Raw genomic sequence first — 15,295 nt, 5'->3', positions numbered from 1 at the left:
AGAAAGCGACATTGTAACAAAATTTAAGAACTTAATCTAAAGAGAAAAAATAGACTTAATGATGAGCAAATTTGAGTAGCCACAATGGCGTGGCTACTCAAAGAAAGAACAGCTTATCCGTTATTTAAGCCTGAAGTGGGGAGATCTAAAGGTAAGCTATCAGTATGAGCTTGGTCTGGAGCTTCTGATGATTTGCCATACAAACCAAATTTACTATAGGCTCCTTTTATCAAATTAGCTGGATTCCAATAGCTCGTGCTTGCTGTTGGCTGCTCTACTTTTTCACTTTGTTTCAGCTCCTTGAAAATTTGCTTGCATGCGCTGTCACGACAAGAGCAAATCGCTTCGAAGAACAAATTTAATACCTCAGGTAATTTGAAACCTTCAATTTTTACAAATGGGTGGGCTTCATTGATTACTTTGGCGGTGAAAGTTTTTTGCTCAGAAGGGATGTTTTCCAGGGTAGCGTAGCGAATAAAATTATTTGCTGCGGTTAATAATGATTCCTGATCGAGATGAGTTACACTGTCAGCACCGAGTAACACACCAAGTTTTTTATGGATTTCAGAGTTATCAGGAGAACGCAGGCGATGAATTATACTCTCTTCGTAGCTTTTTTGGATTTGTTTACGTACCAAGTACATTGCCCCGGCAAGGATAGCGATTTTTTCTGAGTCACCAATGTTTAAATTTTCCACTAGGGCACTAGTTTGCTCTAGGAAATTAAGTTGAGCTGCTCGCGCTTGTACCTCATTAATTGTCCCTTTCCCTTTAGAAACCAGCTCTGCAGTAATGATTGCTTCGAGTTCTTTTTTCAAATCATCAAAAGATTTAAATCGTTCTGTAGCTGAGGCAGGAGTTTCTTTTTCAACCTTGTAGGCAGAGATGTCGATAACACTTTTTCCATTTGCAGTTAAACCATTAACTACATCAATACGTGCATTTTTTTCAAACTCATAACCCATGGTAAGGATTCTTTCAAGATCCTCTTTTGGCAATGCTGAAAGCATATGCTCTTCTTTAAAGCCCTTACGTGCATCCGCACTTGGGAAAAGGTGAGATCGCATTAATCCGTTGAATACAATATAGAACGTTTCATAGTTATTGGCGTTTGGACGTTTCTCTACCGAAACAGATGCGCTTATGCCTATAGCCTCAGCGATACGCGAGGAGAGCATAATGGCACGGTTACGGTTAATTGAACTAATATCATGGTGAGCTATTAGCATGGCTCCATAAAATGCCAATGTATAATTTTGAATATTTTCGTTAAACCGGTTTTCAATTCGCAGCTTAGTTTTGTCTGCTTCTTCTTTTAGCTTGGTGGGGCTGAATTTTTTTTCGCCATCTTTGGCTTTTTCAATTTCAGCCTTTAGCTTTTCGTCTACTTTAGCCAGTCTTTCTTCTTTATCTTTAGCTAAAACAGTAACTTGTTCTTCTATTTTTAGTAAAATAGCCTCCTGTAATATCATGGCGGAACGCATTTTTGGTTCTTCGAGCTTGTCAAAAGATGTGGCATTTTCGTAATTGAGTACCATCTCTTTTGTGCGGTTGAAATGATCTTTTAATTCCTTCAAAGTTTTTAACTCAAACGTCATGTTTTTCTCCCAAAATCCATTAAAAGTCATGTAAGTTCATCTTACAGCACCCAGTGTAAACTAAACTAAACCGCACGTCATGTATTTTCATTATACAAATTATGCATTTAAAAAAATTATAATGAATACAAAAAGTTATTACACAAAAAAGAGTGGATTTTTTATATAAAATAGAAAAAAGTATGAAAAAATTTGTATTAATTTTAATAACAGGTAATATTCTCCTTCATTTTTTAAGCACTATTTATTTTTTGCTGGTTTAGGTCAAGGAAAACGCAAAACAGCATTTTGTGGTAAAATTTTTTTGTAGCTCTGCTATTTGAGCTGCTATGCAATATTGAGTGGGGTCAGTTTTGAACATAGAAAACGATAAACTATTGCAAAGGCAATTTTTTAATCATGCATTATTTGTATTGTCTTTTCTTCTAATCTGTCGTGTTATTTCCATGTGCTTTATTCCGCTTAACGATGTTTCTGAAGCACGTTACGCTGAAATTGCACGTAAAATGCTGGAAACTGGAAATTGGGTCACCTTACTTCATGACTATGGAGTTCCTTTTTGGGCTAAGCCCCCTTTGTCTACCTGGCTCTCTGCGTTTTCGATGAAATTATTTGGCGTTAATGAGTTGGCGGTACGTTTGCCGGGATTGCTGTTATCTATAGGAACCCTCGGACTGGTTTGGGATTTAGCTAAAAAACACAGTGGCCAAACAGTGGCAACCTTAACCATCTTAATTCTTGCAGGCACCTTATATTTTTTCCTGGATGCGGGAACAGTAATGACAGATCCTGCATTAATTTTTTGCACTACCCTCGTGTTGGTTTCTTTTTGGCGTGCCGTTGTTGATGGCAGCACAATCTGGTCTTATGCTTTTTTCATTGGTATTGGTTTAGGCTTATTAGCAAAAGGGCCGGTCGCCACAGTGTTAGCTGGAATGCCAATTTTTTGTTGGGTTGTATGGCGTAATCAATGGCGTAACTTATGGAACAAATTACCCTGGATAAAAGGCATTCTTCTGGCATTGGCAATTGCGCTCCCTTGGTATATCTTGGCAGAAATGCGCACTCCAGGGTTTTTAAATTACTTTATCGCTGGAGAACATTTTCACCGATTTATTACACCTGGATGGACTGGCGATAAGTATGGATATGCTCATAAAGAGCCTTGGGGAATGATTTGGGTATTTGCTGCAGTGGGTAGCTTTCCCTGGGGACTGCTTGGCGCTACTTGGTTTGTCAGTTATCGCAAGACTTTGCCTTCTTTATTTTGCGATGAAGATGGATGGTTAGGTTTTCTGTTTTTATGCACGGTTGTTCCTTTATTATTTTTTACATTTTCTAGTAATATTATTTATACCTATGTATTTCCCTCATTACCTGCATTTGCATTGTTTTTCACGGAATATTGGGTAAGAGCAGGAGCAATGCTCCGCGCTAAAAAGTTAGTGCTGGGTTTATCTTTAAGTTGTGGCATACTGTTTTTAGGGGCGACTATTGCATTTAATATGGTGCCTGAGGTAGTTTCCAAAACGCAAAAAGCAGTAGTGGCGGCATGGCAAGCCCAAAAGCCAGCATCGGGCAGCAAACTAATTTATTGGGATTATAAGACTGAATACTCAGCCCAGTTTTATGCTGCCGGCAAGGTAGATTTTATTTTTCAGCATAAACAACTTTGCAAGTTACTTTCGAATCATCAAGAAAATTATATTGCTGTTAGTCCTAAAAAAATATCTCAAATAAACCCTGATTTATTGGATCATATGCAAAAAGTAGCAAAAATTGTAAGTAACGGGCAGCCTTTGGTGCTGCTACGCAGCTCAGGAATACATTGCTCGTAACATTAAATTAGGCATGAATGACGGTATATAACTTCATAGTAATCACTATTTTTACTAAGTTTTACCGTCATGATGAATGAGCTGTAGCAGCTTAAGGTTTAGTGCCTCAAACACAAAGCTTTCGCTTCGTTACTATAGAGATACCAATTTGATTTGAAATTTGTTATACTATTGCGCAATTTTTAAGCCATAATGTGAGGAGTATTTGTGTCGCATTCTGTAGCAATGGATTCGAGAGCTTTTGTACCTCGTGGTGATTTGATGGCTTGGGTTGTATGCCTTTCCGCCGGGCTATTCTTCTTATATGAATTTTTTCAACTCAATATTTTTGATGTCATTAATCAACCTTTGCGTAAAGATTTTAATATTGATGCAACGCAATTAAGCTGGATGTCCAGTGCTTATTTATGGGCCGACATTTTATTTCTCCTACCTGCCGGCGTTATCTTAGATCGCTTTTCTACACGTACAGTCATTTTATCCGCTATGTCGGTGTGCATTCTCGGCACCCTGGGTTTTGCTCTAACAAGTTCATTTATCCTGGCCTCATTTTTTCATTTCCTTTCCGGAATAGGTAATGCCTTTTGCTTTTTATCTTGTGTAGTGCTGGTTGCTCGCTGGTTTCCGCCTCGACGACAAGCCTTGGTCGTTGGTTCTTTAGTGACGATGGCTTTTATCGGTGGGATGATGGCACATACCCCTTTTGCCTATCTTTATGAATTGTTTGGCTGGCGCCAAGCTTTATTGATTGATGGTGCTGTAGGTGTTGTTTTGTGGTTATGGATTTACTGTATTGTTCAAGATAGACCTCATGATGCTCCTGCCAAAACACAAAGCAATGAAGGGAAGATTGGTGCCAGCTTTGTAAATGCCTTATCCAACTCGCAAAATTGGCTAGCTGGGCTATACACTTCTTTTTTGAATTTGCCAATTATGGTGCTTTGTGCTTTGTGGGGGGCTAGTTATTTGCAAGCGGTTCATCAATTACCAGAAATGGCTGCTAGTAATGTGGTTAGTTTAATTTTTATGGGCAGTGTGATTGGTTGCCCATTGGCAGGGTGGTTATCTGATTCACAAGGACGTCGTAAACCATTAATGATTATTGGCGCACTGGCCACATTCATTACGGTACTTCCATTATTTTTAAATATTGCCCTTTCTCAGCTGACATTAAGTATTATCTTTTTTGCACTTGGTTTTTTTACCAGTACGCAAGTAATTTCCTATCCATTAATTGCAGAAAGTAATTCTGCAGACAACACTGGTGCCTCTACAGGTATCGCTTCCGTAATTATCATGGGCGGTGGCGGTGTTGGACAAGTATTATTTGGCTGGTTAATGACCCATCACGCAAATGCAGCGACCACGTATACGGTAGCTGATTTTCAATTTGCTATGTGGATGTTTCCCATAACTGCGATTGCGGCCCTAATCGCCGTATTATTAACCCGTGAAACGTATTGCAAGCGTTAATTCTGAGGAGTAAAAATGCACATGGTGGATGAAATTCAAGGATATGATGATATAAAATCGTCATTCTTGCCCTGGATGGTATGTTTTGCTGCCACGTTATTCTTTTTTTATGAGTTTATCCAAGGAAACATGTTTGCTTCCCTTGCGGAAACTATTATGCAAGACTATCAAATCCAAGCCGATAAAATGGCTTGGTTATCCAGCATCTATTATGTCTCTAATGTACTTTTTCTCTTTGTTGCCGGGATGGTCTTGGACCGATTCTCGATTAAAAATACCTTGCTTGTTGCCATGTTTTTATGTGTAGCGAGTACTTTTTTATTAGCTCATTCTCATTCTTTTGCAGTTGCACTATTTTCCCGTTTTATTACCGGTATTGGTAGTGCCTTTTGCTTTTTAGGTCCAGTTCGTTTGGCGTCCCACTGGTTTCCTCCCAAGCGCATGGCTTTAGTAACTGGAGCTATTGTGACTATGGCAATGGCTGGCGGTATGCTTGCCCAGTATCCTTTAGCCAAATTAGTAGGTTTGGTTGGGTGGCGCCAGGCAGTACAAGATGTGGGTGTTTTAGGATTTGCCATGCTGGTGGTGATGTTTTTCTGGGTTAAAGAAAGACCTCAGGTGGCAGTTAAAAAAGCTGCTCCGGCATTAGATGTATTAACGGCAGCCAAGAAGGCATATTTTAATCCCCAGTATATTCGTGCCGCATTCTATGCAAGCCTGATGAATATGGCGATTGCTGTATTTGGCGCAATGATGGGATCTTTATACCTGCAGCAACGTTTAGAAATTAGTGGAGAGCAGGCTTCAATTATCAATACAATGCTTTTCTTGGGAGCAATTATTGGCTCTCCTCTCGCTGGATGGATCTCTGATAAAATTGGGTTGCGCGTTATGCCTATGAAAATAGGTGTTTTGGTTTCTTTATTGACTATCTTAGCAATTCTTTACGTCCCTGTATCTTTTGGTGTCATGGGCTTCTTATTTTTCTTATTAGGATTATTCACCTCGGCTCAAGTGATAAGCTATGCCTTAGTAGCAGAAAGCAGCTCACCGGCAATGACAGCAACAGCGGTGAGTGTTGTTTCCATTTTGACTCAAGGTGGTTACATTGTTTATCAAAACATTTTTAGCAATTTATTAATCAATCATAGTGGTATGCATCTAGTTAATGGTGCCCCAGTTTACTCGTTAGACGCCTATCAACATGCCGCAATTATTTTGCCAATTGGTTTATTAATTGCATTTCTCATGCTATTTGGTTTAAAAGAAACACGTTGTCAACAAATTGAGGAATAAGCATGGCTGGACGAGTTTGTATTTTACTCATGGATTCTTTTGGTATTGGCGCAAGCCTTGATGCGGCGCGTTATGGCGATGAAGGTGCAAATACTTTTGTGCATATTCACGAAGCATGCGAACAGGGCAGGGGTGATAAAGCAGGGATACGTCAAGGCCCCTTAACCTTACCAAACTTAGCTAAGTTAGGCCTTTATCATGCGGCTTTAGCCAGTTCTGGATTAAGATTTGTTGAGTTATCTGCCTTTGCGGAACCAGTTGGCTATTATGGCTATGCTGTCGAGCAAAGCTTAGGCAAAGATACCCCGAGCGGACATTGGGAAATTGCGGGGGTTCCCGTGACCTTTGACTGGGGTTATTTTCCGGATCAGCCCTCTTGTTTTCCTAAAAAATTAATTGATGAATTTATTCAACGTACCGGTCTTCCTGGCGTTTTGGGCGAAAAGCATGCTTCGGGAACAACCATTCTAGATGAGCTTGGTGAAGAGCATATGCGCACAGGTAAACCCATTGTATATACCTCGGCGGATAGTGTGTTTCAAATTGCAGCTCATGAAGAAAGCTTTGGTTTAGAGCGTCTGTATGAGATTTGTGAGATCGCTCGGGAATTAGTTGATGAATATCAAATTGGCCGTGTTATTGCGCGTCCGTTTATTGGGAAGCCAGGTGCATTTAAACGTACCGGAAACCGCAAGGATTACGCAACCTTGCCTCCAGCCAAGACCTTATTGGATCATGTAAAGGATGCAGGGCAGGAAGTTATTGCCATAGGCAAAATAGCGGATATTTATGCACATCAGGGAATAACCCAAACGATTAAAGCTGATGGCAATATGGCTTTATTCGATGCAACCTTAGAAGCGATGAAAACAGCACCTCAAGGTAGTTTAGTATTTACTAATTTTGTTGATTTTGATTCTTCTTATGGCCATCGTCGTGATGTATGTGGCTATGCCCATGCTCTAGAAGAGTTTGATGCACGCTTACCAGAATTAGATGCTTTATTACAACCTGATGATTTAGTGGTAATTGCTGCGGATCATGGCTGCGATCCAACACGTCCTGGCTCTGATCATACTCGTGAGCATATTCCTGTTCTGGTGTATGGCCCTAGCTTAAAAGGGCGTTCAATCGGTCGCCGAGACACATTTGCCGATATTGGTCAGAGTATTGCTCAGCATCTGGGATTAAATAGCTTATCTCATGGTCTATCTTTTTTAATTTGACCCTATTGTTTTTTTATTTTTCATCCCCATGTATGCCTTAAGTATTTTGTCATTCCTGCCAGGCGGGAATGACGGCCAACGTTATAGTTAACCTAAATTCGAGGATTTTATTTTGGAACAGTTTCGTGGGACAACCATTCTTTCAGTAAGGCGTGGGAACCAGGTCGTTATCGGTGGCGATGGTCAGGTTACTTTAGGTAATACCGTGATGAAAGGAAATGCGCGTAAGGTACGTCGTCTTTATAAAGATCAGGTGATTGCTGGTTTTGCTGGGGGTACTGCGGATGCATTTACTCTTTTCGAGCGTTTTGAAAGTAAACTGGAAATGCATCAAGGTCACTTAGTACGCGCTGCCGTTGAGTTAGCTAAAGATTGGCGAACTGATCGTATGCTACGCCGTCTGGAGGCAGTGCTTGCTGTTGCTGATAGCAAGTCCTCTTTGATTATTACTGGTAATGGTGATGTCATCGAGCCTGAAGAAAGTTTGATTGCTATTGGTTCAGGAGGCCCCTTTGCACAAGCTGCTGCGCGCGCCTTAATGCAAAATACAGAATTATCCGCTGCAGACATAGTTCGTAAAGCACTGACTATTGCCGGTGAGATTTGTATTTATACCAACAACAATTTAACCATAGAAGAGTTAAACAATGTCAGCAAATAATAGTATGGTAATGACTCCGCGCGAGATCGTTCAAGAGTTAGATAAACACATTATTGGGCAAGATGATGCCAAAAGAGCTGTAGCGATTGCACTGCGGAACCGTTGGCGCCGTATGAAAATTCAAGATGCTGCTTTACGTAATGAAATTATGCCAAAGAACATTTTGATGATTGGCCCTACTGGGGTAGGAAAAACAGAAATAGCGCGACGTTTAGCTAAACTGGCTCATGCGCCTTTTATTAAGGTAGAGGCCACTAAGTTCACAGAAGTGGGTTATGTAGGTCGCGATGTTGATTCAATTTTACGTGATTTAGCAGATATTGCGATTAAGCAAGAGCGCGAATTGGCCATGAAAAAAGTTGAGCACTTGGCTGAAGACGCGGCGGAGGAGCGCATTCTTGATGTTTTACTCCCTCCGGCTCGCGGTAGTTTAACGCCTAGTGAAAAAGACAGCACTGCCCGGCAAGTATTTCGTAAACAATTACGCGAAGGCTTGTTGGATGAAAATGAAATTGAAATTGAAGTATCAGCAACTCCTGTTGGCATTGAAATTATGGCACCTCCTGGTATGGAAGAGATGACGAGCCAATTGCAGTCTATGTTCCAACAAGTAGGAACTCATCGCACCAAAACACGTAAAATGACGATTGCGAAAGCGATGAAAATCATACGTGAAGAGGAAGCAACCAAATTAATTAATGAAGATGATATTAAGATTCGTGCTATTGAGAGCGTGGAGCAAAATGGTATTGTGTTTATTGATGAGTTGGATAAAGTTGCTAAGCGCTCTGAAAGTGGAGGTGGGGATGTTTCTCGTGAAGGGGTGCAAAGAGATCTGCTGCCTTTAGTTGAAGGAACCACAGTTTCTACTAAATATGGCATGATTAAATCCGATCATATTCTCTTTATTGCCTCGGGGGCGTTTCATGTAGCGAAGCCTTCTGATCTAATTGCTGAGTTGCAGGGGCGCTTACCGATTCGTGTGGAGCTTTCTGCCCTATCAGTTGATGACTTTGTGCGTATTCTTACGGAACCAACAGCCTCTTTGACCTTGCAATACACCGCATTAATGGCAACAGAAGGGTTGACTTTGAGCTTTGATGAGTCGGGAATTCGACGCATTGCTGAGGTGGCTTGGCAGGTTAATGAGCGTATGGAGAATATTGGGGCGCGCCGTTTATATACAGTTATGGAGCGTTTGTTAGAAGTGGTTTCTTTTGAAGCTACCGATAAATCGGGCGAATCAGTGCACGTGGATAAAGCATACGTTGATAAGAACCTAGGCCAGTTGGTAGCGGACGAAGACTTAGCCCGTTATATTCTTTAAATCACTCTCCTTCATGCATGAAAAATTGCCGTCATTGCGAATGAAGCGAAACAATCCCTGGTTCTGTGCTTCGAACTCCTGGGTTGCTTCGTCACGCAGTTCCTCGCAATGACGGGATAATAGATTAAGCTTAAAAATTTAATTTACATCCTAATGCCGTCATTGCGAACGCAGTGAAGTAACCCAGGGGGCTATACTTCGAAACCCTAAGTTGCAAGTCAATAGTTTACTCATTCCTATTCTAATGTATGATCCACCTCCTAGAAGAAATCATGGAGTTATTGATGTCTGATCCTTATATCCTCATATTGTACTATTCAAGAACTGGCTCCGTGGCTCAGTTAGCTCAATATATTGCTCGAGGTGTTGAGCGAGTATCTGGAATTACAGCGCGTTTAAGAACCGTACCCCCAGTTTCCACCACCTGTGAAGCAGTAGACAGCCCGGTTCCTGAGAGTGGGGCACCTTATGCAACTTTAGATGATTTGCGCCATTGCCAGGGATTAGCCCTAGGCAGCCCGACTCGTTTTGGGAATATGGCTGCGCCATTGAAATATTTTCTCGATGGTACCTCTGCTTTATGGCTCGCAGGAGATTTAATCGATAAACCGGCCTGTGTTTTTTCTTCATCTGCGAGCATGCACGGTGGTCAGGAAAGCACCTTATTAAGTATGATGCTACCCTTATTACATCAGGGGATGGTTCTTTTAGGAGTGCCTTATTCTGAACCATCACTCAATAATACGACAACAGGTGGAACTCCTTATGGGGTAACTCATGTTTCTGGTGTGGCTAATGATCGTACTCTTAGTGAGGATGAAATCACGTTGGCTAAGAATTTAGGTGAGCGTTTGGCACATGCCGCTCTTAAGATGAGTAAATAAGATGAAAGTAATTTGTTTTAATGCCAATGGTATTCGTGCTGCCGCACGAAATGGGTTTTATGAATGGTTGGCTGTTCAAGATGCTGATTTTGTGTGTATTCAAGAAACTAAGGCCCATGCAGAACAATTAGTACCTGAGGAATTGTTTTTTCCCCGTGATTATTACTGCGATTATTATTCAGCACAAAAGAAAGGCTATAGTGGGGTGGCGATTTATGCACGCCATAAACCTCTTCGGGTTGTGAAGGGGATTGGCTATGATTACTGTGATAATGAGGGACGTTACATTCAATTCGATTATCCTAAATTAAGCGTTATCTCACTTTATTTGCCTTCAGGAACCAGTGGGGATGGGCGTCAGGAAGTTAAATATGCCTTTTTGGAACAATTTGCCAAGCATTTAATGCAGTTAAAGAATGAAGGACGCGAATTGATTATTTGTGGCGATTATAATATTGCTCATAAACAAATTGATTTAAAAAACTGGCGTTCCAATCAAAAAAATTCTGGATTTTTACCTGAAGAGCGCGCTTGGATGGACGAATTATTTGGCTCCATGGGCTTTATTGATGCCTTTAGAGTACATAATCAAGAAGAAGAACAATATACGTGGTGGTCTTATCGCAGCAGAGCCTGGGAAAAAAATGTGGGATGGAGGATTGATTACCAGGTGATTACCCCTGGTTTAATTGAAAGTGTAACGGATAGTCGCATATTTCGTGAAGCTCGTTTGTCTGATCATGCACCCTTTATGATTGAATACAAAGGAGACTGGTATGCTTAAATTAGCTAGTTGGAACGTTAACTCCTTAAAAATCAGGTTAGATCAAGTGCTTACTTGGTTAAGTTCCTCGCAGGTAGATGTTTTAGCCATCCAGGAAACTAAATTAATTGATGAAAATTTTCCTCAGTCTTCATTTACTGAAATGGGCTATCATGTGGTGTATTCAGGACAAAAAACATATAACGGTGTTGCCATCATTAGCCGTTATCCGATCAGTGACGTAATTACTGACATCCCTGATTTAGATGATCCACAACGCCGTATTCTGGCGGTAACGGTCGCAGGGCTACGCCTAATTAATTTGTATGTGCCGAATGGATCAGAGCTAACCTCGGATAAATATGAATATAAATTAAATTGGTTACAAAAAGTCACGGCATTTATCCAGCAGCAATTGAGCGCTTATCCGCAAGTTGCAGTGGTCGGTGATTTTAATATTGCGCCAGAGGATAGAGATGTTCATGATCCGGTAGAATGGGAAGGCAGTGTATTAGTAAGCGCACCTGAGCGAGACGCTTTTATTGGCTTATTGCAACTGGGCTTATATGATAGTTTTAGGAATTTTGAACAACCAGAAAAAACATTTAGCTGGTGGGATTACCGTGCAGCAGGCTTCAGACGTAATAGGGGCTTACGCATTGACCATGTTTTATTAAACTCAGCATTGAATGCTTTATGCCGTAGTTCGAATATTGATGTAGAACCACGTAAGGCAGAACGGCCTTCAGATCATGCACCGGTTTGGGTTGAGTTAGAGTATATACCCGAGTAAAAGCGTGAGCGTTGGGGAAACAAATAATAACAATCACTCCCCGCGGCAAAAATAAACTTCTGTGCTATAGTAAAAGATTGGGCACAGTTCCCATGCGATCCAATATTAGAAAAAATTGCTTTACCTGAGTTTTTCTGCTATTGTTTCGCGTCATTTGTATAGAATATGGTGCTTGGCAATAGGGTCCAGGTGGCGATATTCATTTGAACTATAAGAGAGTAGTGTTATGAAAGCAACGATTCATCCAAATTATGAAGTTGTTAAGGTTACTTGCAGCTGTGGCGAGAGCTTTGAAACTCGTTCCACTTTATGTAAAGATTTAACTATTGAAGTATGTTCACAATGCCATCCTTTCTATACTGGAAAGCAAAAATTAGTTGATACTGGTGGTCGTGTTCAGAAGTTCCGTGATCGTTACAGCCAACGTGCTGCTGTGGCTGCATCAAAAGAAGAATAATGTAGTGAAGCGCGCATTTTTTGCGCGCGTTTAATTTAATTTATTGAAAAATTATTATCATCATGGTAGTTTTTTGATAAGTTGTCAGGGCTTTGACGCTCAAATCTCCTCTCAATTCGTGTGCCCCGCGACTTCCTCCCCGGAAAATTAGAAGTTAGTAGTAATATTGCTACTCTAACTTATGCTTCGGAATAGTCGTGGAAGATAGACAATGGTTGGAGTATTGCTCAAACCCTTTTTGTATGGTTTTTATTTAAGAGAGTAAGTACCTTGGATAATGAAGTTTTAAAACAGTCAGCATTGGATTATCACGAGTTCCCTGTCCCAGGAAAGCTCAGTGTTCACCTTACTAAGCCAACTAACTCTCAGCATGATTTATCTTTGGCCTATACACCGGGCGTTGCCGCTCCAGTATTGGCTATAGCAGAAAATCCTGAAACTGCTTATCGCTATACCAACAAAGGTAATTTAGTGGCTGTAATGACTAATGGTACCGCAGTACTTGGTCTGGGCGATCTTGGCCCTCTGGCCAGTAAGCCGGTTATGGAAGGCAAGGCGGTTTTATTTAAACGTTTTGCAGATATCGACGTATTTGATATCGAAATTGATGCCCATGATCCGCAAGCATTTATTGCTACTGCAAAAAACATTGCTCCTACCTTTGGTGGAATTAACTTAGAAGATCTTAAAGCACCGGAGTGCTTTGAAATCGAACAGGCACTAATCGAGCAGTTAAACATTCCTGTATTTCATGATGATCAACATGGCACAGCCATTGTTGTTGCTGCAGGTTTATTAAATGCCTTAGATTTACAAAAGAAAACTTTGTCTGATGCAAAAATTGTATGTATTGGCGCCGGAGCTGCAGGTATTGCATCCATGCGTTTACTCGCTGCTTTAGGAGCAAATAAAGAAAATATGATGCTTTTGGATACCAAAGGTGTTATTCATTCAGAGCGCACCGATCTTAATGCGTATAAATTTGCTTTTTCTCGTACAACATCATGCCGTACTTTAGCTGATGCTTTAGTAGATGCAGATGTATTCATCGGTGTTGCCAAGCCTAATCTATTAGATGCCGATTTATTAAATTTAATGGCGCCTAATGCTGTTATTTTCGCGTTATCGAATCCTGATCCGGAAATAAGACCAGAAGTTGCTCATCAAGTTCGTAAGGATTTAATCATTGCAACAGGCCGCAGTGACTATCCTAATCAGGTAAATAATGTGTTATGTTTTCCATATATTTTCCGTGGTGCACTGGATGTGCGCGCAACATGCATTAACCAAGCCATGCAAATTGCAGCAGTTGAAGCAATACGCCAATTAGTGCATGAGCCGGTTCCCCAGGTAGTGAAGGATAATTACCCAGGCGTTACAGATTGGGAGTTTGGGCCTAATTACATTATTCCCAAGCCCATTGATCCTCGCTTAAAAGAGAGGGTTCCTGCAGCTGTTGCCAAAGCGGCAATTGCTAGCGGCGTAAGCCAGAATAATGATTATTTAAAATAACGGTAACTTCTTGGTAGTTATCCTGACTGCAGTATGAGATTTACAGGATGAAGCGTTCTGCCTAATTTTGCTGTGCCTGGGATAAAACCTTGGAGTTAATATAAAGAAAAAGCGTGAATTGTCTTTTAGATACCAGGCACGCGCTTTTACTTAATCCAATAGTTAAGGAGATGACTTTGCTTTCTGAGAATCGTAAGAATTACACCCTAATGGGGTGGTTTATTTGTGCTCTTGGGGCAATATTCTACAGTTATGAATATTTACTAAGAATTGCGCCTAGTGCGATGGAATCTGCTTTGCGCACACACTTTGATTTATCTGCAACTGGCTTTGGGCATATTTCTTCTATTTATTATTATGCCTATGTTCCCATGCAATTACCGGTTGGTTTATTGCTTGACCGTTATGGTCCACGTCGTCTGTTAACTCTCGCTTGTATCATTTGTGTAATTGGTACCTTTTTATTTACCGGAACTGCAAATTTTTGGGTAGCTGCTTCAGGTCGTTTCTTGGTCGGTTTAGGGTCCGCATTTGCTTTTGTTGGCGTCCTTAAACTTGCGACAATCTGGTTACCGGAAAATCGCCTTGCTATGGTGTCAGGAATGACCGCGGCACTTGGTACAATAGGTGCGATGCTGGGAGATAACTTTTTAGAAATTTTTGTGGAAAAATTAGGTTGGGTGAGAACGCTCAATGCGACCGCTGCCTTTGGTATTGTTTTAACATTTGTCCTATGGGCCGGTATTCAAGACAAGAAAGGACGTCATAGACAAAGTGGAACAGTTTCAAATTTCAAAAAAGGCTTGGTTGATTTAGCGATTATTGCCCGTAATAAGCAGATTTGGGTTAATGGCATGTATGGTTGCTTGGTTTATTTGCCCACTACTGTTTTCGCTGAATTATGGGGTATTCCTTATTTAAGACATGCTCATGGTTTATCTGCCCATGCTGCAGGTCTTGCCAACTCATTGCTGTTCCTTGGTTTCACCTTAGGTGCGCCATTAATGGGATATATTTCGGATCGTTTTGAGCGTAGAAAGTTCCCCATGCTTGTTGGTGCTACGGGTGCCATGATCATGATGTTAATTATTTTGTATGTTCCTGGTTTAACTGAAACCAACGTACAAATCTTAATGTTTTTATTAGGCTTATTATACAGTGCGCAAGCTATTGTATTTGCCGTAGGTCGTGAATTAAGTCCTGGTGAAGCTGCAGGTACTGCAATGGCAATTACGAATATGATTGTTATGTTAGGCGCTATGTTGTTGCAACCTTTAGTTGGACATTTATTAGACTTTAGTTATTCAGCACGAAGCGAAGCTACTGGCGCTATTGTAGAAAACGTCCATAAGTTGTACACTGTGGCTGATTATCAGTTCGCATTATCCATTATACCCTTAGGTATATTTATTGCGGCCATATTAACGTTCTTTTTACGAGAAACTTACGCTCTAGTAGATAAATAAA

Annotated in this window: 13 protein-coding genes; 12 read left to right on the top strand and 1 reads right to left on the bottom strand. The window is 40.8% G+C overall.

Annotated elements, in window-relative coordinates; genetic code table 11:
• Positions 1-113: 113 nt before the first annotated feature.
• The gene (locus BN3124_RS16345) at positions 114-1,598 is read right to left on the bottom strand and encodes a hypothetical protein (protein ID WP_058535821.1); all 1,485 of its coding nucleotides are present in this window, start codon (positions 1,596-1,598) and stop codon (positions 114-116) included.
• A gap of 353 nt (positions 1,599-1,951) precedes the next feature.
• Here BN3124_RS16345 and BN3124_RS16340 point away from each other — a divergent pair, with 353 nt between their 5' ends.
• The 12 genes from BN3124_RS16340 to BN3124_RS16285 all read left to right on the top strand — a co-directional run bounded on the left by BN3124_RS16340 (position 1,952) and on the right by BN3124_RS16285 (position 15,294).
• Entirely contained in the window at positions 1,952-3,436 is a 1,485-nt protein-coding gene (locus BN3124_RS16340; protein WP_058535820.1) for an ArnT family glycosyltransferase, read from the top strand.
• A gap of 207 nt (positions 3,437-3,643) precedes the next feature.
• Positions 3,644-4,909 (top strand): MFS transporter, encoded by a 1,266-nt coding sequence (locus BN3124_RS16335; protein WP_058535819.1) that lies wholly within the window; start codon positions 3,644-3,646, stop codon positions 4,907-4,909.
• A 15-nt stretch (positions 4,910-4,924) separates the two neighbouring features.
• Positions 4,925-6,205: an MFS transporter gene (locus tag BN3124_RS16330; protein WP_058535818.1), complete on the top strand. Its 1,281-nt coding sequence runs from the start codon at positions 4,925-4,927 to the stop codon at positions 6,203-6,205.
• A gap of 2 nt (positions 6,206-6,207) precedes the next feature.
• Positions 6,208-7,431: a phosphopentomutase gene (locus BN3124_RS16325; protein WP_058535817.1), complete on the top strand. Its 1,224-nt coding sequence runs from the start codon at positions 6,208-6,210 to the stop codon at positions 7,429-7,431.
• Positions 7,432-7,543: 112 nt separating this feature from the next.
• Positions 7,544-8,092 carry an ATP-dependent protease subunit HslV gene (gene hslV, locus BN3124_RS16320; protein ID WP_058535816.1) on the top strand — a complete coding sequence of 183 codons (549 nt, stop codon included), beginning with the start codon at positions 7,544-7,546 and terminating at the stop codon, positions 8,090-8,092.
• Positions 8,093-8,096: 4 nt separating this feature from the next.
• A complete protein-coding gene (gene hslU, locus BN3124_RS16315) occupies positions 8,097-9,419 on the top strand; it encodes an ATP-dependent protease ATPase subunit HslU (protein WP_196398948.1) in 1,323 nt (440 codons plus the stop codon).
• 284 nt (positions 9,420-9,703) lie between these two features.
• Positions 9,704-10,303, top strand: coding sequence for an NAD(P)H:quinone oxidoreductase (gene wrbA / locus BN3124_RS16310; protein ID WP_058535815.1), 600 nt, complete (start codon positions 9,704-9,706; stop codon positions 10,301-10,303).
• A 1-nt stretch (position 10,304) separates the two neighbouring features.
• A complete protein-coding gene (locus BN3124_RS16305; protein ID WP_058535814.1) occupies positions 10,305-11,087 on the top strand; it encodes an exodeoxyribonuclease III in 783 nt (260 codons plus the stop codon).
• Positions 11,080-11,859, top strand: coding sequence for an exodeoxyribonuclease III (gene xth, locus BN3124_RS16300; protein WP_058535813.1), 780 nt, complete (start codon positions 11,080-11,082; stop codon positions 11,857-11,859). The genes BN3124_RS16305 and xth overlap by 8 nt, the downstream gene beginning before the upstream one ends.
• Positions 11,860-12,085: 226 nt before the next feature.
• On the top strand, positions 12,086-12,316 hold the full coding sequence (gene rpmE / locus BN3124_RS16295) for a 50S ribosomal protein L31 (RefSeq protein ID WP_058535812.1): 231 nt from the start codon (positions 12,086-12,088) through the stop codon (positions 12,314-12,316).
• 270 nt (positions 12,317-12,586) lie between these two features.
• Positions 12,587-13,828 carry a malic enzyme-like NAD(P)-binding protein gene (locus tag BN3124_RS16290; RefSeq protein WP_058535811.1) on the top strand — a complete coding sequence of 414 codons (1,242 nt, stop codon included), beginning with the start codon at positions 12,587-12,589 and terminating at the stop codon, positions 13,826-13,828.
• 176 nt (positions 13,829-14,004) lie between these two features.
• A complete protein-coding gene (locus BN3124_RS16285) occupies positions 14,005-15,294 on the top strand; it encodes an MFS transporter (RefSeq protein WP_058535929.1) in 1,290 nt (429 codons plus the stop codon).
• The last annotated feature ends 1 nt before the right edge of the window (position 15,295 follow it).

This window comes from Legionella saoudiensis (genome assembly GCF_001465875.1).
GTDB classification, from domain to species: Bacteria; Pseudomonadota; Gammaproteobacteria; order Legionellales; family Legionellaceae; genus Legionella; species Legionella saoudiensis.
This window is presented reverse-complemented; position numbering and strand designations above follow the sequence as displayed.